Source organism: Inquilinus sp. Marseille-Q2685 (assembly GCF_916619195.1).
In the GTDB taxonomy this organism is placed as follows: Bacteria; Pseudomonadota; Alphaproteobacteria; order DSM-16000; family Inquilinaceae; genus Inquilinus.
On the sequence record NZ_CAKAKL010000003.1, the window covers coordinates 401,741 to 421,516 of the forward strand.

General features: G+C 69.2%; 14 protein-coding genes. 11 read left to right on the forward strand and 3 right to left on the reverse strand.

The genetic code is table 11. The features are described from left to right. Positions 1-6 precede the first annotated feature (6 nt). The 3 genes from tssM to LG391_RS19685 all read left to right on the forward strand — a co-directional run bounded on the left by tssM (position 7) and on the right by LG391_RS19685 (position 6,191). Entirely contained in the window at positions 7-3,618 is a 3,612-nt protein-coding gene (gene tssM / locus LG391_RS19675; RefSeq protein ID WP_225769735.1) for a type VI secretion system membrane subunit TssM, read from the forward strand. Beyond that, positions 3,600-4,367 carry a type VI secretion system-associated protein TagF gene (gene tagF, locus LG391_RS19680; protein ID WP_225769736.1) on the forward strand — a complete coding sequence of 256 codons (768 nt, stop codon included), beginning with the start codon at positions 3,600-3,602 and terminating at the stop codon, positions 4,365-4,367. Before tssM ends, tagF begins: the two co-directional genes overlap by 19 nt. A 66-nt stretch (positions 4,368-4,433) precedes the next feature. After that, positions 4,434-6,191 (forward strand): hypothetical protein, encoded by a 1,758-nt coding sequence (locus LG391_RS19685; RefSeq protein WP_225769737.1) that lies wholly within the window; start codon positions 4,434-4,436, stop codon positions 6,189-6,191. A gap of 71 nt (positions 6,192-6,262) precedes the next feature. Here LG391_RS19685 and LG391_RS19690 read toward each other — a convergent pair whose 3' ends face one another. After that, positions 6,263-6,982, reverse strand: a complete 720-nt coding sequence (locus tag LG391_RS19690) for a PP2C family serine/threonine-protein phosphatase (RefSeq protein WP_225769738.1) — start codon at positions 6,980-6,982, stop codon at positions 6,263-6,265. Positions 6,983-7,284: 302 nt separating this feature from the next. Between LG391_RS19690 and LG391_RS19695 the strand changes: the two genes are divergently transcribed. Genes LG391_RS19695 through LG391_RS19705 form a run of 3 tightly spaced genes read left to right on the forward strand, consistent with a single transcriptional unit; the run spans position 7,285 to position 11,536 of the window. Further along, complete coding sequence (locus tag LG391_RS19695) at positions 7,285-8,001, forward strand: response regulator (protein WP_225769739.1); 717 nt, start codon at positions 7,285-7,287, stop codon at positions 7,999-8,001. Further along, positions 8,001-9,011 carry a cytochrome-c peroxidase gene (locus tag LG391_RS19700; protein ID WP_225769740.1) on the forward strand — a complete coding sequence of 337 codons (1,011 nt, stop codon included), beginning with the start codon at positions 8,001-8,003 and terminating at the stop codon, positions 9,009-9,011. The genes LG391_RS19695 and LG391_RS19700 overlap by 1 nt, the downstream gene beginning before the upstream one ends. Continuing rightward, positions 9,008-11,536 carry a two-component system VirA-like sensor kinase gene (locus LG391_RS19705; RefSeq protein ID WP_225769741.1) on the forward strand — a complete coding sequence of 843 codons (2,529 nt, stop codon included), beginning with the start codon at positions 9,008-9,010 and terminating at the stop codon, positions 11,534-11,536. The genes LG391_RS19700 and LG391_RS19705 overlap by 4 nt, the downstream gene beginning before the upstream one ends. Positions 11,537-11,588: 52 nt before the next feature. Here LG391_RS19705 and LG391_RS19710 read toward each other — a convergent pair whose 3' ends face one another. Further along, entirely contained in the window at positions 11,589-12,644 is a 1,056-nt protein-coding gene (locus tag LG391_RS19710) for a LysR family transcriptional regulator (RefSeq protein ID WP_304608520.1), read from the reverse strand. A gap of 438 nt (positions 12,645-13,082) precedes the next feature. After that, positions 13,083-13,982, reverse strand: coding sequence for a helix-turn-helix domain-containing protein (locus tag LG391_RS19715; RefSeq protein WP_225769742.1), 900 nt, complete (start codon positions 13,980-13,982; stop codon positions 13,083-13,085). Between the two features lie 139 nt (positions 13,983-14,121). On the opposite strand from LG391_RS19715, the gene LG391_RS19720 reads away from it, so the two are divergent. The 5 genes from LG391_RS19720 to LG391_RS19740 all read left to right on the forward strand — a co-directional run bounded on the left by LG391_RS19720 (position 14,122) and on the right by LG391_RS19740 (position 19,771). Beyond that, the gene (locus LG391_RS19720; protein WP_225769743.1) at positions 14,122-15,282 is read left to right on the forward strand and encodes a porin; all 1,161 of its coding nucleotides are present in this window, start codon (positions 14,122-14,124) and stop codon (positions 15,280-15,282) included. A gap of 124 nt (positions 15,283-15,406) precedes the next feature. After that, positions 15,407-16,663 (forward strand): sugar ABC transporter substrate-binding protein, encoded by a 1,257-nt coding sequence (locus tag LG391_RS19725; RefSeq protein WP_225769744.1) that lies wholly within the window; start codon positions 15,407-15,409, stop codon positions 16,661-16,663. A 9-nt stretch (positions 16,664-16,672) separates the two neighbouring features. Next, complete coding sequence (locus tag LG391_RS19730; RefSeq protein WP_225769745.1) at positions 16,673-17,560, forward strand: carbohydrate ABC transporter permease; 888 nt, start codon at positions 16,673-16,675, stop codon at positions 17,558-17,560. Next, positions 17,560-18,429 carry a carbohydrate ABC transporter permease gene (locus LG391_RS19735; protein WP_225769746.1) on the forward strand — a complete coding sequence of 290 codons (870 nt, stop codon included), beginning with the start codon at positions 17,560-17,562 and terminating at the stop codon, positions 18,427-18,429. The genes LG391_RS19730 and LG391_RS19735 overlap by 1 nt, the downstream gene beginning before the upstream one ends. 22 nt (positions 18,430-18,451) lie before the next feature. After that, on the forward strand, positions 18,452-19,771 hold the full coding sequence (locus tag LG391_RS19740) for an alpha-glucosidase/alpha-galactosidase (RefSeq protein ID WP_225769747.1): 1,320 nt from the start codon (positions 18,452-18,454) through the stop codon (positions 19,769-19,771). Positions 19,772-19,776 lie beyond the last annotated feature (5 nt).

Below are 19,776 nucleotides of genomic sequence, written 5' to 3' on the forward strand. Positions count from 1 at the left end.
ACGGCCATGCAGGCAATCAAGAACGCGCTCGGGTCGAAATGGCTGTATGTCGGCCTCGGCACTGGGATCGTCTGTGCCCTGATCTTCACGCTGGGACCGATGATCTCGATCGCGGGCTTCGCGCCGCTCGACAATTTCGGCAGCCAGCTTCTGGCGTCGATGCTGATCCCGGTCGGGTACACCGTCACCTATCTCATCCAGTCGCATTTCCAGAGCCTCATCCACTCGCGGGTCACGAACGCGCTCTCCGGGATCGGGACCGGACAGGCGGATGAGGCCGGCGCCGGAGAGTCCCGGCGCGGCGGTGGGCGGGACGGTGCCGCCGCCGCGGGCCGGGAGCTGGAGACGATCTCCGGCCGCTTCCGTGAGGCCCTGGCCACGCTGAAGGGGCGCCGCTTCGCCGGGGCCAGCGGCCGGCGCTGGCTGTACCAGCTGCCGTGGTACGTGATGATCGGCCCGCCGGGGTCGGGCAAGACCACCGCGATCGTCAACTCCGGCCTCAGCTTCCCGCTGGCGGAGAAGTTCGGCCGCAAGGCGGTCGGCGGGGTCGGCGGCACGCGCAACTGCGACTGGTGGTTCACCGACGACGCGGTGCTGATCGACACCGCCGGCCGCTACATGACCCAGGACAGCGATGCCGAACAGGACAAGGCGGCATGGCTCGGCTTCCTGCGGCTGTTGCGGCGCCACCGGCGGCGCCAGCCCCTGAACGGCGTGCTGGTGGCGATCGGCATCAGCGAGCTGACCTCGACCTCCGAGGAGGCGCGGCTCGACCATGCCGCACGCATCCGCCAGCGTGTGCTCGAGCTGTACCGCGAGCTCGGCCTGCGGCTGCCGGTCTACGTGATGCTGACCAAGAGCGACCTGCTCGCCGGCTTCGTCGAATTCTTCGACGATCTCGGCCGCGAGGGACGGGAGGCCGTCTGGGGTTTCACCTTCGCGCATGAGCCCGAGCGCGAAGGCGGCCCGATGGAGGCCTACGAGGCCGAATACGACGCGCTGGTCGGCCGCCTCGGGGAGAGGCTGCTGGAGCGGATGCAGCAGGAGAGCGACATCCAGCGTCGCGCCCTGGTGTTCGGCTTCCCGCAGCAGGTCGCCAGCCTGAAGCACCTGACCCACCAGTTCATGCAGGAGGCCTTCGCCCCGAACTCCTTCGAGGAGCCGATCATGCTCCGGGGCGTCTATTTCGTCAGCGGAACCCAGGTCGGCACGCCGCTCGACCGTGTGGTCGAGGCAATGTCGCGGACCTTCGACGTCGCCCGGCCGCCGCGCCCGACGCTCGGCGGGCAAAAGCGCAGCTACTTCATCAGCCGGCTGCTGCGCGAGGTGGTCTTCGCCGAAGCCGGGCTGGTCAACGCCGACCCCCGTGCCGAACGGCGCCGGCGGCGGCTGCAATACGGCCTCTACGCCGGGATCGTGGCGGTGGTGGCCGCCGTCGGCATCCTGTGGACGATCAGCTACAGCCGGAATGTCGACCTGATCGAAACCGTGCAGCTGACCGCCAGCAGCTATGCCGCCGAGGCCAACTCGCTGAAGCTCGACCGGGTCGACAGCGCCGACCTGCGGCCGGTCGCGCCGCTGCTGCAGAAGCTGCGCGAGATCCCGACGGGCTATGCCGAAGGCGATGCGGCGCCCGGCCGCCTCGTCGGCTTCGGCCTCGACCAGAGCGACAAGCTTAGTGTGCAGACGCGGGCGGCGTACCGCCATGCACTCAACACCCTGCTGCTGCCGCGCCTGATCCTCCGGCTCGAGGCCGTGCTGGCGGAACGGCAGGACGATCCCGCATTCCTCTACGAGGCGCTGAAGGTCTATCTGATGCTGGGACAGCAGGGACCGCTGCAGCGCGATGTGGTCCGCAACTGGATGGTGCTCGACTGGGGCGTGCAGTTCCCCGGCGATGCCGATGCCGGGCTGCGCCGCGCGCTGGCCGGCCATCTCGACGCCCTGCTGGAAGGCCCGCTCTCCAATATCGGGCTGAACGGCGAGCTGATCGGGAAAAGCCGCGCCAGGCTGCAGGGCGTCTCGCTCGCCCGCCGGGTTCTCGACACCGTGGTGGCCAGCGCCGAGGCGGGGCGGGAGCCGAGCTGGCGCCTGGCGGATCATGCCGGGCCGGTGGCCGAGGGCGTGCTGACCCGCCGGTCGGGGCAGCCGCTCAGCGCCGGCATCCCCGGCATCTACACCAGCGCCGGCTTCTACGACGTCTTCCTGCCGCAACTGCCGCAGGTGGCCGATGCTGTCGCCGCCGATGGCTGGGTGCTCGATCCACAGGCCGCCGCAGCCCCGGCCGGGGGCGAGGCGAGCCTGAAGCTGCAGCGCGAGGCGTCGGCGCTCTACGCCCAGGAATTCGCGCTGCGCTGGGACCAGCTGATCGGCGACATCGCCATCCGGCCGATGCGGACGGTCGACGATTCGCTGCGGACCCTGAACACGCTGGCCGCGCCGACCTCGCCGATCCGCCTGCTGCTGGTCGCGGCGGCGCAGGAGACGAAGCTGGAGCGGCCGCCGGCGCCCGAGGACGCGGCGTCGGCCGGCGACGGCGCCGCCCAGCAGGGCAAGACGCCGCCGAGCAAGTTGGAGGCGCTGTTCCGGTCGCAGGTGGCGGCGGACACGCCCGAGGCCATCGCCCGGCGCTACCTGAACGACCACTTCCAGTCGCTGCACCAGCTGGTCGATGTGCCGGCGAACAGCCAGGCCGACGCACAGGCGCCGATCGACAGCGCCATCCGCGATCTCGGCGGCCTGTACCGCTCGCTCAGCGAGATGCAGGGGCTGGGCGGCGCGGGCTCGCTGCAGAAGGGGGACCAGGCGGCGGTGGCGATCCGCCAGATCGAGGCCGGCGCATCCAACCTGCCCGAGCCGATCCGGCAATGGATCCTTGGCGTCAGCCGCACCAGCTCGGACCTGTCGATCACCGGTGCCAAGCGCCAGCTGACCAGCGTCTGGAGCAGCGGCCCCGGCGCGCTGTGCCAGCGGGCGACCGAAGGGCGTTACCCCTTCACCCCCGGCTCCGCCCAGGACGTCCCGCTCAGCGACTTCGCCCGGCTGTTCGGCCGCAACGGCGCGATCGACAGCTTCTTCGCCGAGAACCTGGCCCCCTTCGTCGACATGTCCGAAGGGTCGTGGAAGGTGCGGCCGACCGGGAATGTCGACTTCCGGCTCGACCGCGGCACCCTGGCGCAGTTCGAGCGGGCGGCGGCGATCCGCGACAGCATGTTCCAGGACGCCGGGGCGCAGCCTTCGGTCGGCTTCGTGCTGACCGTCGCCGAGACCGATCCGTCGACCGAGACGGTGGTGGTCGACATCGACGGCCAGCGGCTGGAAAGCCGGCGGGGCCAGTCCGCGGCGATGCATTTCCGCTGGCCGGCGGCCGGTGGCGTCGGCGGTGCCTCGGTCACCTTCACCGGTGGTCAGGACGCCACCCTGTCCCGCACCGGCGCCTGGGGCCTGTTCCGCCTGCTGGACCAGGCGGACACGCGACGTCTCGGCGGCTCCGACCGGCTGCAACTGCGGCTGACGGCCGGCACGCATTGGGCGACCTTCCTTCTCCAGGCCGACAGCGTGATGAACCCGCTGTCCGGCAAGCTGCTGTCGCAGTTCCGATGCCCGCAGGATCTGTAAACGCCCGGATCGCGGCCGCGATCGCAGCCGGGCGGCCTTGCGGCTTCTACGGCAAGGTGCCGGCCCGTGCCGATTTCGTCGGCGCCGGGCTGCGGCCGGAGACCGTCGGCCGCTGGGATGCCTGGCTGCAGCAGGCGCTCGCGGCCGGCGAGGCCGCGGTCGGCCCCGACTGGGCCGAGCTGTTCTTCGTCGCGCCGCTGTGGCGCTTCATCCTGCCCGCCGGCGCCTGCGGCCGGCTCACGCTGATCGGCGTGCTGATGCCGAGCGTCGACGCGGTCGGTCGTTGCTTCCCGCTGATGCTGGGGCAGGAGATCGAGCGGCCGGTCGACCCGGTCGGCCTGATGGCGGGCAGCGGCCCTTGGTTCGCCGCCGCCGAGGCCCTGGCGCTCGACGCCCTGGGCGATGGCTTCGACCCGGCGGAGTTCGGCCGCGACCTGCCGCACTGGTCGGTCGTCCGCGGTGTGTCGGCCCCTCCGGCTCCGGTTCGCGGGGGCGGGGTCGGCACCTGGATCGAGCTTCCGATCGCCTCGGCCGCCCCTGCCGCCGTCGCGGCGCTGGCCGGGGGCAGGGCCCTGTGGTGGACCACCGGCGCCCGGCATGTGCCGCCGGGCGTGGCGGTCAGCGCCGGCCTGGTGGGGCCCGACGGCTTCGCGGCCCTGATCGACGGCCGCTGGGCGCGGCACGGCTGGTCCGTCCTGCCGCCGGCCCGCGGCGAGGCCGAAGACAGCGAATGGGACCGGGAGGGGTGATCACCAGGTCCGCACGTCCCGCGCCGATGTCCTTCAATTTTTGCTCAAGCTGACTGGAGAGAGACAATGCCGAAGCCACACAAGGAAGCGCAGGCCAGGAAGTTCCTGGCGCTGATCAAAGCGACCCACGGCAAGACAAACGAGGCGGGAACGGATATCCGCTGCTGCTTCGCCGGCGGCGCCTACAAGGCCGGAAAGCCGGACGAGACCTCGGTCATCATCGTCCGGCCGGTCGGCCTCGAGAGTCTGGAGATGACTCTCAAGAAGATGGCCTATGACAATAAGAAGAGCGGCAAGAAGTTCAAATCGAGCGACCCGGTCCGATGCGAGGTCGTCGGCTGGCTGAGATATGACGGATCCAACATCCGGGTGGATCTGAAGGAGGGTAGCGACAGCAAGGCGAAGAAGCGGATCTCGGAATATTTCGACGATTTCGGGATCGGGCATCCGAAGGTCAGGATCGACGATGCGCTGACCGAGGAGCAGAAGAGCGGCCTTGCGGCGATCCAGGAAGAGAACCGCAACTATTTCAATATGGCCGATGACGACGTCGACGGCGATGAGGCCGGGTCCGATCAGCAGGCCGGTGCGGCCGAGCAGCCGGCATCGATCGACGGGGATTCGGACACTGAAGGCTCACCGATTCTCACGCCCACGGCCAGCGAGGCCGGGGACGACGATGTCCCTGAAGAGGATCTGATGGAGAACGTCGTCCAGTCTGACAGCGAGGACGAGGAAGAGGGCGACGAGCCCCTCTCGGCGGAGCTGCAGTCGGGCATCGCCACCGCGTCGTCGACGATCGCCGGCCACGCCATCAGCCTGAGCCGGCAGATCGGTGGTGTGGGGCAGAAGGCCGAACTGGGCCCGTTGACCGAGAAGATCTCGGCCTGGCTCGAGGAGATGCTGGCCGCCCTGCCGCCGGAAGAGCGGGAGATGCGGCTGCACAACTTCACCAGCCGGCTGCTGCTGATGCTGGCCTATCCGGAGAATCTTCGGAACCTCCAATATGTCGATGACGACAAGCCGGAGACCGACGAGGACAAGCCCGGCCGCGAGACGGTCATGGTGAACGGGATCGATCTCGACAGCGTCTCGACCGAGGATCTCACCCAGGAGGAGGTGACGCAGAGCCTGTTCAACCTGGCCAAGGTCCAGGCCAAGCAGCGCCAGCTGCCCTATCCGATGAACCAGGCGAGCCCCGACCGGATCGCGGGCATGGTGGCGTCGGGTTGGCCCGAGGAAGAGGATGACACGGGCGGCAAGCGCAGGGCGGAGGATGTCGCGGCCGACAAGCGCAAGGCCGTGCAGCGCCTGGTAGCCGTCATCCAGCAGATGTTCCTGAAGGACGAGTCGCTCATCGGCCTGCTCGGCTTCAAGAAGACGGAGACGGCCAAGGGCGACGACCTCGTCACCAGCCTGGTCGAAAGCATCAAGGAGGTGTGGGAAGCGCACCGCAACGCCGCCATCAAGCAGAAGGACGAGGTCAAGCGCCGGGTCAATCAGATCGTCAAGGTGGAGGCTCTCGGCGGCACCTGGCGGCATGTCGACGACATCTTCCTGCAGATCGACGGCGAGATCTCCGACCAGCTCGCCGCCATCATCGGGCAGGCGGGCGAGGGCAGGGCGAAGGCGATCCAGGCCGTGGCGGAGACGATCCAGACGAATCTCGGCTATCTCGACGGCAACAACATCGTCGATCTGCTCGACAACCCGCCGTTCGACATCGGCCAGGGCGCCGTCGGAGAGACGTTGCGATCGGGGCTCGCCGGCGTCAGCGCCGGGCTGAAGCGGATCGAATCCTCGAGCGTCGCGGCCGCGGCATGAGGGGGCGCCGGGCCGGTCTCCACAACCGGAGGCCGGCCCGGATCGATCGGGCGAACGGCGGACGGGACGCCTCAGGCGTCCGCGAGATGGGCGATGACGACGATGGTGACGTTGTCGGGAGCCCCGCGCGCGAGCGCCAGCTCCAGCAGGGCGACCGATGCCTGCTCGCAGGATAGGGCGCCCAGCCGGTCCGCGATTTCAGCGTCGGTGACGACATTGGTCAGGCCGTCGCTGCACAGCAGATAGACGTCGCCGGGCCGGCTGTCGCCCTCCACCAGGTCGAGCTCGAGCGGCCCGGAGGCGCCGACGGCGCGTGTGATCACATTGGCGCCGGGGTGGCGGCGTCCCTCCTCGGGCGTCAGACTGCCGCTGTCGATCAGGCGTTGGACATAGGAATGATCGCGGGTGAGTTGCCGCAGCACCCCGTCGCGCAGCCGGTAGAGCCGGCTGTCCCCGGCCCACAGGCAGGTGTAGCGGCCGTCGCGAACGACCAGGATGACGGCAGTCGCGCCGATGACGGCGCCGTCGCCGAGGCTGGCGGCCTCCCTCAGCAGCGCCCGATGGGCCACGGCGATCCTCGCGCGAATCTCGTCGATGGCGGCGGCGGCATCGCCCTGCGCCAGGGCATCCATGACCATCCGGCTGGCATGGTCACCCCGCAGATGGCCGCCCATTCCGTCGGCAACGGCCCAAAGCCCGTGCTCGGGCCGCAGGAGGAACGCGTCCTCATTGTGCTGGCGGACGGCGCCGGCGTCAGTCTTCGCCGCCCATGCGAATCGCTGGCCGACCATGAGGCTATCGGCCCGGGAAGGCCCGGTCGACCTTCGGATTCGGGGAGGAGGCGCTGCCACTGGTCTGGCCCGCTCGGTCTCTCCGCAACCGTTCCTCCCGCTTCGCCTGTGCGCGCGTCATGGATTTCATCGTAGGATGGCCCGGGGCGGAATTGCTTCATACGAAAGTGGTATGGTGGTATGTCTCGCGGCGGCGTGGCGCCTGCGGTGGATGAAGCAGTATTTCCAATGCTTTGGCCGCTCGTCGCCATGGTCAGTCGCGTGGAATCAGGTCTGACCGAACTCGCGGGCGAGGTTACGCGGTGAAACGTATTCTCGTGGTCGACGACGATCCGGCGATGCGCGACGTGATCTGTGAATATCTTGAGCGCCATGATTTCGAGGTCCGACCGGCTTCATCCGGCGCGGCGATGACGCGAATCCTGGCCACGGAGGAGATCGACCTGGTCATCCTCGACCTGAAGCTGGGGCAGGAGGACGGGATGGATCTGATGCGTGGCCTGCGCACCAGCTCCGACGCGCCCGTGATCCTGATCACCGGCCATCGCCTGGAGGAGATGGACCGCGTCATCGGGCTCGAGCTGGGCGCCGACGACTATCTGACCAAGCCGCTGGCCCTGCGCGAGCTGGTGGCCCGGGTCCGGACCGTCCTCCGGCGCCTGGACTCGGCCGGGGAACGGGCGCGCCGGCGGGAGAGCCGGGCCCGCTACCGCTTCGACGGGTGGGAGCTGGACATCGCCAGGCGGCGCCTGACCTCCCCCGAGGGCGCCGAGGTCAGCCTGACCTCCGGCGAGTTCAACCTGCTGACGGCCTTTGTCCGGTCGCCGCAGCGGGTGATGACCCGGGAGCAACTGCTGGTCACCAGCCGGGTTCACGACTCGGAGGTCTTCGACCGCAGCGTCGACGTGCTGGTCCTGCGCCTGCGCCGCAAGCTGGAGGCCAATCCCAGCGACCCGGCCCTGATCAAGACCGAGCGCGGCGTCGGCTACGTCTTCGCCCCCGCCGTGGAGTCGTTGTGATGAGCATCGTCTCGCGCAGTCTGGCCTGGAGCGTGGCCGCCGGCCTCGCGGTCCTGGTGTTCGGCGCGGCGCTGGGGCAGGGCGTCGACCCCGTCCGGGAGGAGCCGATCGCGCCGATCGAGCCGGACCGGACCCTGGACCCGGCCAAGATCGCGCTCGGCAAGGCGCTGTTCTCGGATGTCCGGCTGTCGGGGGGCGATGTCCGCTCCTGCGCCTCCTGCCACGAGTTCAATCGCGGCGGCGCCGACGGCCTCGCCCATTCGAGAGGCGCGAACGGGCAGCTGGAGCCCTTCAACACGCCGACCGTGTTCAACGTCGCCGGCAATTTCCGCTTGAACTGGCGCGGCAACCACAGGGCGTTGGAGGCCCATAACGAGATGGTGCTGCTCGAGCCCCGGCTGATGAACGCGCGCTGGCCCGACGTGCTGGCGAAGCTGAATCGGGATTCCGGTTATCGCAGCGCTTTCGAATCGGCTTATGGCGGCGAGGCGACCCGCGACTCGGTGCTGGACGCGCTGGCTACCTTCCAACGGTCGCTGTCGACACCGAACGCCCGGTTCGACCGCTACTTGCGCGGCGACGCCACGGCCATCACCGCGGACGAGAAGCGCGGCTACGAGCTGTTCAAGGCCTATGGCTGCATCGCCTGCCATCAGGGCCGCAACGTCGGCGGCAACCTGTTCCAGAAGTTCGGCGTCTTCTCCGACCCCTTCGCGGGCCGGTCGGATGACGACGTCGCGGATCAAGGCCGCTTCGCCATCACCGGCCGCGAGGCGGACCGGCGGGTGTTCCGCGTGCCCAGCCTCCGCAACGTCGCGCTGACGGCGCCCTATTTCCACGACGGCTCCGCTGACACGCTCGACGCGGCCGTCGTGATCATGGCCCAGGCCCAGCTCGGCCGCACCATGCCGCAGGAAGACCGTGACCTGATCATCCAGTTCCTGGGTACGCTGACCGGCGAATACGATGGCAGGCCGCTGGCGCAGATCACCGCCGCCGAGGCCCGATGAGAACGCTCGGTGTCGCCCTCCTGGCCCTGCTGCTGGCGCTGACCTATCTGCTTGTCCACGGCGCCACGCCCGACGCCGCGCAGCATGAACGCACGCTGGACGCCCTGCGCTCGCTCGACCTCAACAATGCGGCGCTGCAGCGCGATGTGCTGCGCTCCCGCACCGGGCTGCTGCGCACCTACGACCCGCTGGTGCAGTCCATGGCGGCGCTGCGGCGGGCTGCGGCCAGCCTGAAGACCGCCGGCGACATCGCCGAAGGCGACACCCGCACCGCCCTCGACCACGACGTGGCGCGGCTGATCACATCGGTCGACGAACAGGAGGGGCTGGTCGACGATTTCAAGTCCAGCAACGCGCTGCTGCAGAACTCGCTCAGCTTCTTCAACCACACGGCCCGGCGGCTCGATCAGGCGGAGGGCGTGCGGCAGACCGCCCTTGCGTCGGAGATCGGCAGCCTGGCCAGCGCCATGCTGCTGTTCGCCGCGGATCCCAGAAGCGAGATGGCTGCCGAGCTGTCGGCCGCGCTCGATCGGCTGCGCAGCCTGGATGTTCCTGGCGCCGCGGCCGAGGGCGTCGACGCCCTGGTCATGCACGGACACTTGATTCTCGCCACCCTCCCGACCGTGGACAGCCTCGTCACCCGCCTGCAGGCAGCGCCGATCGCGATCCAGGCGCAGGAGATCAAGCAGGCCTATTTCTCCGCCTATGGCCGGGCCGCGACGCGGGCCCTGTATTTCCGCCTCCTGCTCTACGCTGTCGCAGTCGGCCTCGCGGCCTATGTCTGCTACCTGTTCCTGCGGCTGCGGGCCAATGCTCGGGCGCTGGAGAAGCGCCTTGCGCTGGAAAACCTGATCGCCACGATCTCGACCGACTTCATCAACCTGCCCCGGGCCCGCCTCGACGACGGCATCGAGCAGGGTCTGGCGCGGCTGGCCGGACATATGCTGTTCGACCGGGCCCATATCTTCGTCTGGGGCTTGGACACGGCGCCGGGCGACCGCGAGTACTCATGGTCTCAGCCCGAGGTGCCGAACACGGCCGACACCGGCCGGATGTTGCTCGATCTGGCCAATGACTGGCCGATCTCGGCCGGGGGTGATGACGGGACGATCCACGTGCCGTCCGTCGTCGCGCTGCCCGACGGGCCGGTCAAGGACCGCTTGGCGCTGCTCGGCCTCCGCTCCTGGCTGTCGATTCCCCTGGGCAAGGCCGGCAGCCGCTCGGGCGTGCTGATGTTCGAGGGGGTGACGGCGGAGAAGCGCTGGTCCACCGGCGACGTCGCCCTGCTACGCACCGCGGCTGAAAGCTTCGCCAACGCGATCGAGCGCGAGCGCAGCGAGGTCCAGCGCGAGGCGCTGGAGACCCAGCTGGCCCAGTCGCAGCGGCTGGAATCGCTCGGTGCCCTGGCCGGCGGCATCGCCCATGAGTTCAACAATATCCTGGGCGCCATTCTTGGATACGGCGAACTGGCGCTGTCGACGCTGACCCGCAGCGGCTCGACCCAGCAGTATGTGAAGCAGATCATGACCGCGGGCACGCGGGCGCAGTCGGTGATCGACCAGATCCTGGCCTTCAGCCGCCGGCGGGAACGCCGCTATCACGCGATCCGCCCCGAGCCCGTGGTCGCCGAGGCGCTGGAGCTATTGCGCGCCTCCCTGCCTCCGTCGATCACCCTCCATCGCAGGTTCGCGGCCGGGGATGCGGCGATCCTGGGCGACGTCACCGAGCTGCAGCAGATCGTGATGAATCTGTGCACCAACGCATCGCATGCCATGGGCGGGCAGGGCCGGATCGAGATCGGCCTCGACCTGGCCCGGATCCCGTCGGACACGGTGCTGTCGCATGGGCCCCTGAAGGCCGGCGACTATCTGCGCCTCAGCGTGGCGGATTCCGGCCACGGCATCGACCCTGCCGTGATGAAGCGGATCTTCGAGCCTTTCTTCACCACCAAGGCGGTGGGCAGCGGCACCGGCCTCGGCCTGCCGACGGTGTACGGCATCGTGACCGGGCAGGGCGGCGCCATGAACGTCGAGAGCCAGCCCGGAAGCGGCAGCACCTTCGAGGCCTATCTGCCCCTGACCGAGGAGCCGGTGGCGGATGAGGAGGAGATCGCCGAGGCGTCGTCGCTGTGGGGGCGCGGCGAGACCATCCTCGTGGTCGATGACGAGACGCCGCTGGTGCTGCTGCTGGAGGAGATGCTGGCCGCGCTGCAGTACGAGCCCGTCGGCTTCGACAGCAGCGCGGCCGCCCTGGCCGCCTTTCGCGCCGACCCCGACCGCTTCGACCTGGTCCTGACCGACGCGCTGATGCCCGACGTGACGGGGATCGAGCTGGCGGCCGAGCTGCATCGCATCCGCCCCGGCCTGCCGATCCTGATGATGACCGGCCATTTCGGCGGCCTCGATTCCGCGGAGATCGAGGCGGCCGGTGTCCTCGAGGTGCTCCGGAAGCCGCTGCGATCGCGGCCGCTGGCGGAACGCCTGGCTGCGTGCCTGGCGCCCGCGGATGGCGAGCGGGTCGTCTGAGGCGGCCGGCCCGGCCGCCTCGAGCCGGCCGGGCCATGATCCGCGGGGAGGATCACGACGCTGCCGCGTCGCATGACCCCATCGCCGCGGCGGGCTGGTGGCTGCCCTGCACCGTCGCCAGCGCCGCGGCCGCGATCTCGCCGCGCAGCCAGCTGTGGTCCGGGTCGCGATGGCGGCGCTCATGCCAGATCAGCGCGACCTCGTAGGCCGGCAGCTCCAGCGGCGGGTCGACCACCGCCAGCGGCAGCATCGCGGCGACGCGAGTGGCGACGCGGTGCGGCACGGTCAGCACCAGGTCGGTCTCGGCGATCATCGCCGGCGCCGTCAGCATGTTGGGGACCAGGATCGGGTCGCGGTCCGGCAGGTCCAGCTTGGCCAGCCCGTCATAGACCTGGCCGAAGCCGTCCTCGGCGCCGGAGGCGATCACGGCGTGGCGCAGGGTCGAGAAGCGTTCGATCGTCCAGTCCTGCGCCAGGGCCGGATGGTCCCGGCGCAGCAGGCAGGCGAAGCGGTCGGCGTAGAGGCTGCGCCGGAAATAGCCGGGCGGGGTGTCGCCGATCTGCCCGACGGCGAGGTCGATCTCGCCCTGTTCGAGCCGCCGCAGGGCGCCGGCCAGCAGCGGATCGGTGACGACGTCGAGATGCGGCGCCCGCTCGCGCAGCCGCGGCAGCAGGCGCGGCAGCAGGACCAGGGACTGGTGGTCGGGCATCGCCATCGTCACCTTCGACCGCCATTCGCCGGGAGCGAAGCTGCGGCTGGTGACCATCTCCCGGATGGCGTCGAGCACCGAGGGCAGCAGCTCTGCCAGCCGCTCGCCCCGCGGCGTCGGGGCCAGGCCGGTCGAGGTGCGGACCAGGATCTCGTCGTTGAACATGCCGCGCAGCCTGGCCAGGGCCCGGCTCATCGCCGGCTGGCTCTGGCCGACATGTTGGGCGGCGTGGGTGACGTTGCGGAACTGCAGCAGCGCCTCCAGCGCCACCAGCAGGTTCAGGTCGACCGAGGCCAGGTTCGGCGTGCTCCGTTGCGGCGCGGCCTGGCGGCCGCCGACGATCAGGGCCGGGTGCGGCCGCTCCATCGAGGACTTCCGGGTGAAAGCGAGGTCAGACATGGTTCTCCCCTCTCGCAGGAGAGGCCCGCGGGGGCGGGGCGCTCCTGTGACGGAACAGACGGGTCGTGGTGATGCCTGTCCGGCGTGGCTGCCGGTTCGGCTCTTGCTGACGTCGCCGGAACGGGTGGGGCCCGATCCGGGCCGGTGTGAACCACCGGCTGCAGGAGCCAAGTGTCGTCAGCCGCGTTAATTGCGGATTTCAGAACCGGCCGAAATCGTTACAGATGAAATCCGACGATGGGTGATCGGCTTCGACCCGACGATCGTCGGCAGCTTGGGGAGCGGCGGCCGACGCCGCACCGGCGACGGTGCTTGGACGAGATGTTCGTCCGGACCGGGGAAGCGAATGTATTCCTGGTGGGCTGTCGCTGCCGCCGGAGACAGTCTTCGAATCATCCCGCGTCATTCGATCGGTCGAGTCTTGAGGCGGCCCTGTCCCTATCGGCGGAATTTGAGCCGGTACTGACGCGGCGTGCTGTGGCAGTGCCGCTGGAATTCCACATAGAACTGGCTCAGGGAGCCGTAGCCGCAGCCGAAGGCGATCTCGGCGATCGACTGGTCGGTGTCGACCAGCATCATCATCGCCCGGCTCAGGCGCTGGCGCCGGATGTACTGGGCGATGGTGACGCCCAGCACCCGCTTGAACACCGCCATGGCGTTGGTCGGGTGCAGCCCGCCGGCGGCGGCCACCGCCTCGACTGTCACGGCCTCGCCGAAATGCGCGTTGATGTGGTCGGTCATGGCCTGGACGCGTGCGATGGCCCGGGGAGCGGCGCTGCGAAGCCGGGGCTCCTCCAGCTCCTCCGCCTCACGGGTCGCCGCGTCGTCGGCCGAAGTCCCGGGCGCCACGGCGTCGAGCGACAGGCGTTTGACCCTCAAGCCCACCTCCTCGCGCAGGATCTGCTGCCGCAGCTCCGACCCGTCCGGCCATTCCGCGGCCCAGCGCTGGAACAGCAGCGGATCGATCGGGTCCGGCGACGCCACCGTCGCGAAGCGCCCGTCCATGACGCTGGACTTGAACGAATCCGCCACCGGCAGGGCGAGGAAATCGGCAAAGGGCAGGTAGACGCAGATCAGGTCCGCCGTAGGCTCGACCGCGATCACCTGATGCGGCACCGCGGCCCAGAACAGATGCACGCGGTTCTCGCCGATCGAGATCCGCGCGCCGTTGAACAGATAGGTCATGCCGCCGGCCAGCAGCAGGTTCAACTCGACATGGTCGTGCCAATGCGCGTGGCCCATCGGCTCCGGCACATGCCGCTCGGCGTAGAAGGCGCCGCGGTCGAGATAGGCGTCGATGTCGACCGGGGCGGCGGGCGGCGTCGGGATCTCGTTCATCCGATCAAGAGAGGCTGACTTTCCGGAAAATACAAGCGAAGACACGGAAGAAATCCGGAATCCGACCCTTCATCTTGCCTCTGCATGGGACGAACCCATCGACGGTCCGGAGGACCGGCCTAGGCAACAGGGGCATCGGATGGCAAAGGCGCAGGCATGCGCCGCCGCGGCGATCTGCGCGGCGACGGGCATGATGACCATGGGGGCGACGGCGGCGGAAGCGCCGGCCACCGCCGGGCTGCAGCTGAAGATCTCCGGCTTCCTCGGCTTCGAGGCGGCGGCGGTGCTAGGCCAGTCCGGCGACAATGATTTCAACCGGGACTACGACGTCCGCTCCGGCGGCCGGCTGCAATTCGACGCCAAGAACGTCACCGATAGCGGTCTGGAATACGGTGCCCGCATCCGGTTCAACAACGTCAACCGCCGCGACGACGTCACGGTCGACCACGTCTATATCTATCTGGCGGGCGGCTTCGGCATCATCACCCTGGGCGACGTCGACGCGGTGGCCGGCGATTACGGCTACATCTTCGCCCATGACGCCGTGGTGTCGGAGATGGGAATGGGCGCCAACTGGGGCGACAACCTGGACCACGACTACCCCTATGGCGGCGGCCACTTCTTCTCGCTGGACCCGACCTACATCTCCGGCATCGGCGACCCCGATACCCGGATCAAATACACCTCGCCCGACCTCGGCGGCTTCTCCTTCGCCGTCGACTTCACGCCCGTGGTCGGCGGCGACGGCCATGCCGGCAACGGCGGCCGCAACGACCTGATCGATGACGGCGACACGCTCTACGAGAACGTCGTCACCGCCGGGGCGAACTACACCGCCGAATTCGACGGCGCGTCGGTCCTGGTGTCCGGCACCGCCTCCACCGGCAACGGCGTCGGTGGCCATCGCGATCTCGCGGCCTACAGCCTGGGCACCCAGGTCGCGGCCGGCGACGTCACCGGCAGCCTCAACTGGGTCCACTACGACAGCATCGCCGACAGCGGCAAGGCGATCGACACGATCGCGGCCAGCCTGGCCTGGCGGTTCGGCGATTTCGAGGCCGGGCTGGGCTATGCCTGGACCACGGCCAAAAAGGGCAACGGCCTTGCGGGCGACGAGGACCACGGCGATGCCGGCCGGTCCGATCTCCGGACCAACCACATCGCGGCCGCGACCCTGGTCTACACCATCGCGCCCGGCCTCAACGCCTATGGCGAGCTCAGCTGGGAGACCGCGTCCTTCCGCCAGGGGCCCGATTTCGACAACACCGTGCTGGGCACCGGGCTGGTTCTGGGGTTCTAGGGTGCTGGTTTTCCGGAAGATGAATGCGGATCCGCTGAAGAAATCCGGAATCCGCAGTGTCACAGTGGCGACATGGGGACAACCCGATCAGGGGCCTGGTGACGGGCCTGGAGGGAGGCGAAAGATGAGATTCCAGGCATCCGCCGCGCTGGTCTGCGCGGCGCTGGCGGCCGCGACCCCGGCCCGGGCGGCGACCGAGCTGACCTACATGATCTGGGGGTCGCCGGCGGAGGGCGAGGTCTGGCGCAGCGTTGCCGACGCCTTCGAGACCAAGCACCCCGACATCAAGATCAAGGTGGAGGTCAACGACTGGTCGTCCTACTGGCAGAAGCTGCGGGTGCTGGTCGCCGGCGGCAACCCGCCCGACATCTTCGCCATGGACGCGCCCCTGTATCCGGATTGGCAGTCGCGCGGCGCGCTCCTGAACCTGCAGCCCTATCTCGACGCCGACCCGAAGGCGCTCGATGGCATCTACCCGATCACGCTCGAGGCCTACCGCATGCCGGACGGCCTCTACGGCCTGCCGCGGGACTTCCAGACCATCGTCCTCTACTACAACAAGGATATGTTCGACGCGGCCAAGCTGCCCTATCCGACGGCGGATTGGAACTGGGACGACCTGCGGCGCACGGCCAAGGCCCTGACGCTCGACAAGAACGGCGACGGCACCACCGACCAGTGGGGCTTCTGGTCCGAGATCGGAGACCCCGAGCCGTTCTGGGGGCCGGTGGTGTGGAGCTATGGCGGCGACATCGTCAGCGCCGATCGCGGCCACACCTTGCTGGCCGAAGGTGCGGCGCGCGACGCCTGGCACTTCATCGCGGGCATGGCGCTGGACGACAAGGCGATGCCGACGCCCGAGCAGCTGAAGCAGTACGGCACCGACGGCTTCTCCGCCGGCATCGCGGCGATGACCGTCTCCGGCCATTGGGTGGTGCCGGAGTATGCCGAGCGCGGCTTCGCCTGGGGCGTGGCGCCGCTGCCGTCCGGGCCGAAGGGGCGGGTGACCAGCGTCAACAGCGCCGGCTTCGTCATCTCCAAGACCACCGCGCATCCCAAGGAGGCGTGGCAGTTCGTGACCTTCGCGGCCGGCCCGGACGGGCAGGCGGCCCTGGCCAGGCTCGGCTTCGCCGTGCCGATCCTGAAATCGGTAGCGGAGGGGCCGGCCTATCTCGACCAGCCCGGCCCGAAGATCGACCAGCGCGTGTTCCTGGATGCCCTGTCCTATGCCCGGATCAAGCCGTCGTTCCGCGGCTATGAGGAATGGTCGACCGTGGTCGGCGACGCGCTGCTGCCGGTCTGGAACGGCGACGCCGCGATCGACGACGCGCTGGACGAGATCGGCTCCGCGGCCGACGACGTCCTGCAAGGCCAGCGCTGAGGATTCGCGATGCCGCCGAACGGCCTTCGCGTCCAGGGCCGCGACCGGGCCTGGCTCCTGCTGCTGCTGGCGCCGACGCTGCTGGGCCTCCTGCTCGGCGCCCTCGGCTCGGTGGTGGCGACCGCGGGCCTCAGCCTGCTGCGCTGGGACCTGCTGACCCCGCCCGGCTGGGCGGGGCTGGAGAACTACGCTCATCTCGCAGGCGACCGGGGCTTCCTCAAGGCTCTCGGCAACACGCTGGCCTTCTCGGCGCTCTACGTGCCGCTGACGGTGGCGATCTCGCTCGGTGTCGCCCTGCTGCTGAACCGGCGGGTGACCTGGGTCGGGCTGTTCCGCGCCCTCTACTTCCTGCCGGTGATCACCTCGCCGACGGCGGTCGGGCTGATCTGGAGCTGGATCTTCGCCCAGGACCAGGGGCTGCTGAACGGCATCGTCACCGCCCTGGGCGGAGACCCGGTGCGCTGGCTCGGGCCCCGCATGGTGCTGGTCTCGGTGGTGATCGTGAACGTCTGGGGCGCGATCGGCGAGGGCATGATCGTGTTCCTGGCCGGGCTGCAGGCGGTGCCGCGCGACTATTACGAGGCCGCGCGGATCGACGGCGCCCGGCCGCGGCACCAGCTGCTGTTCATCACCCTGCCGCTGATGGTGCCCAGCCTGTTCTTCCAGACCGTGCTGTCGACCATCCACGCGTTCCAGGCCTTCGACTACATCTACATCCTGACCCGCCCCCCGACCGGCGGATCGACCCTGCCGACCGTCGTCTATTCGATCTCCCGCACCGGCTTCGGCTTCTTCCGCATGGGCGACGCCGCGGCCCAGAGCCTGACGCTCGCCGCCATGATCCTGGTCCTGACGCTGGTCTACTTCCGGCTGCAGAAGCGCTGGGGGGCGCAGTGATGACCGCCGCTTCCGCCATCGTTCCGCGCGGCCGCACCGCCCGGCCCCGCACCCTGCGCCTCGGCGTCGACGCCCTGGCCTATGCCGTGCTGATCGCCGGCGCGGTGCTGATGGTCGGGCCCTTCGCCTGGATGGTCTCGACCTCGCTGAAGCTGCCGGCCGACCAGTTCGGCCACGCCCTGATCCCGCCGCACCCGACGGTCGAGAACTACCTGTCGCTGTGGCGGATCATCCCCTTCGACGGCCTCTTGTGGAACAGCCTGAAGGTCGCCGCGATCTCCACCGTCGGACAGCTGCTGACCTGCTCGATGGGCGCCTTCGTCTTCGCCGTGGTCCGCTTCCCCGGCCGGCAGGCGCTGTTCGTGGCTCTGCTGGTGACGCTGATGATCCCGGCGCAGATGGCCTCGATCCCGCAATTCGTGATCTTCAAGTTCCTCGGCCTCTACGGCACCCAGGCGCCCTTGTACCTGCCGGGGTTCCTGGGCGGCGCCTTCGGCTGCTTCCTGCTGCGCCAGTACTTCCTGACCATCCCGATCGAGCTGGCCGAGGCCGCGCGCATGGACGGCGCGTCGCTGCTGACGATCTGGTGGCGGATCTACCTGCCGCTGGCCCGGCCGGCCCTGGCGGCGCTGGCGATCTTCGCCTTCCTCGGCTCCTGGAACGACCTGTTCAGCGCCCTGATCTACCTGCCGAGCGACCTGGAGAAGACGACGCTGCCGGTCGGGCTGGCGCTGATGCAGCAGCAATACGCCGCGCAATGGACCGTGATGATGGCCGCCGTCCTGGTCAGCATCGCCCCGATCCTGATCGCCTTCACCCTGGCCCAGCGGCACTTCATCGAAGGCATGGCGCTGTCCGGCCTGAAATAGCTCCCTCCAAGAAAGACCTCCCATGGCCAAGATCTGTCTCATCGGTGCGGGCAGCACCGTGTTCGCCCAGTCGATCATCGGCGACATCCTCAGCCAGCCGGACCTGGCCGACAGCGTCGTGTCCCTGCACGACATCGACGGCGAGCGGCTGAACACCTCCGCCATCGTCGCCCGCCGCATCGGCCAGGCGCTGGGGCTCCAGAACCTCAAGGTCGAGGCCTCGCTGGACCGGCGCCAGGCCATGGCCGGGGCCGATTTCGTCATCCTGATGATGCAGGTCGGCGGCTACCGCCCGGCGACGGTGACGGATTTCGAGATCCCGAAGCGCTACGGCCTGCGCCAGACCATCGGCGACACGCTGGGCATCGGCGGCATCTTCCGCGGCCTGCGCACCATCCCGGTGCTGCTGGAGATCTGCGAGGACATGCGTGCGGTCTGCCCCAACGCCCTGCTGATGAACTACGTCAACCCGATGGCGATGAACTGCTGGGCGATCGCCGAGGCGGCGCCGGACATCCGCTCGGTCGGCCTGTGCCACAGCGTGCAGGAGACCTCGGCCGACATGGCGCGCTGGCTGGGCGAGGCGCCGGAAAACCTCGACTACCTCTGCGCCGGCATCAACCACGTCGCCTATTTCCTGAAGTTCGAGAAGCGGCTGCCCGATGGCGGGCGCGAGGACCTGTACCCGCGGCTGAAGGCGCTGGCCGAGAGTGGGGCCGTGCCCGAGGGTGAGGCGGTGCGCTTCGACATGCTGCGCCGGACCGGGCATTTCGTCACCGAATCCAGCATCCATTTCGCCGAGTACAACCCGTGGTTCATCAAGGCCGGCCGCGACGACCTCTTAGACCGGTACGAGGTGCCGCTCGACGAATATCCGCGGCGCTGCGAGGCGCTGATCGCCGAATGGCAGGCGCTGCGCGCCGGGCTCGAGGCCGACGACAGCCCGATCCCGGTCCGCCGCAGCAACGAATACGCGGCCGGCATCGTGCATGCGATGGTCACCGGCCGGCACAACCTGATCTACGGCAATGTCCGCAACGACGGTTTGATCGCCGACCTGCCGGACGCCGCGGTGGTCGAGGTGCCGTGCCATGTCGATCGCAACGGCGTGCAGCCGATCCGGATCGGCCGCATCCCGGCGCATCTGGCCGGCATCATGCGCCTGTCGATCAACGTCCAGCAGCTGGTGGTCGAGGCGGCGCTGACCCGGCGCAAGGACGCCATCCGCCACGCCGCGATGCTGGACCCGCACACCGCGGCGGAGCTGTCCCTCGACGAGATCTGGCGACTGGTGGACGATCTGATTGAGGCGCATGGCGACCTGCTGCCGCGCTATCACTGAGGAAG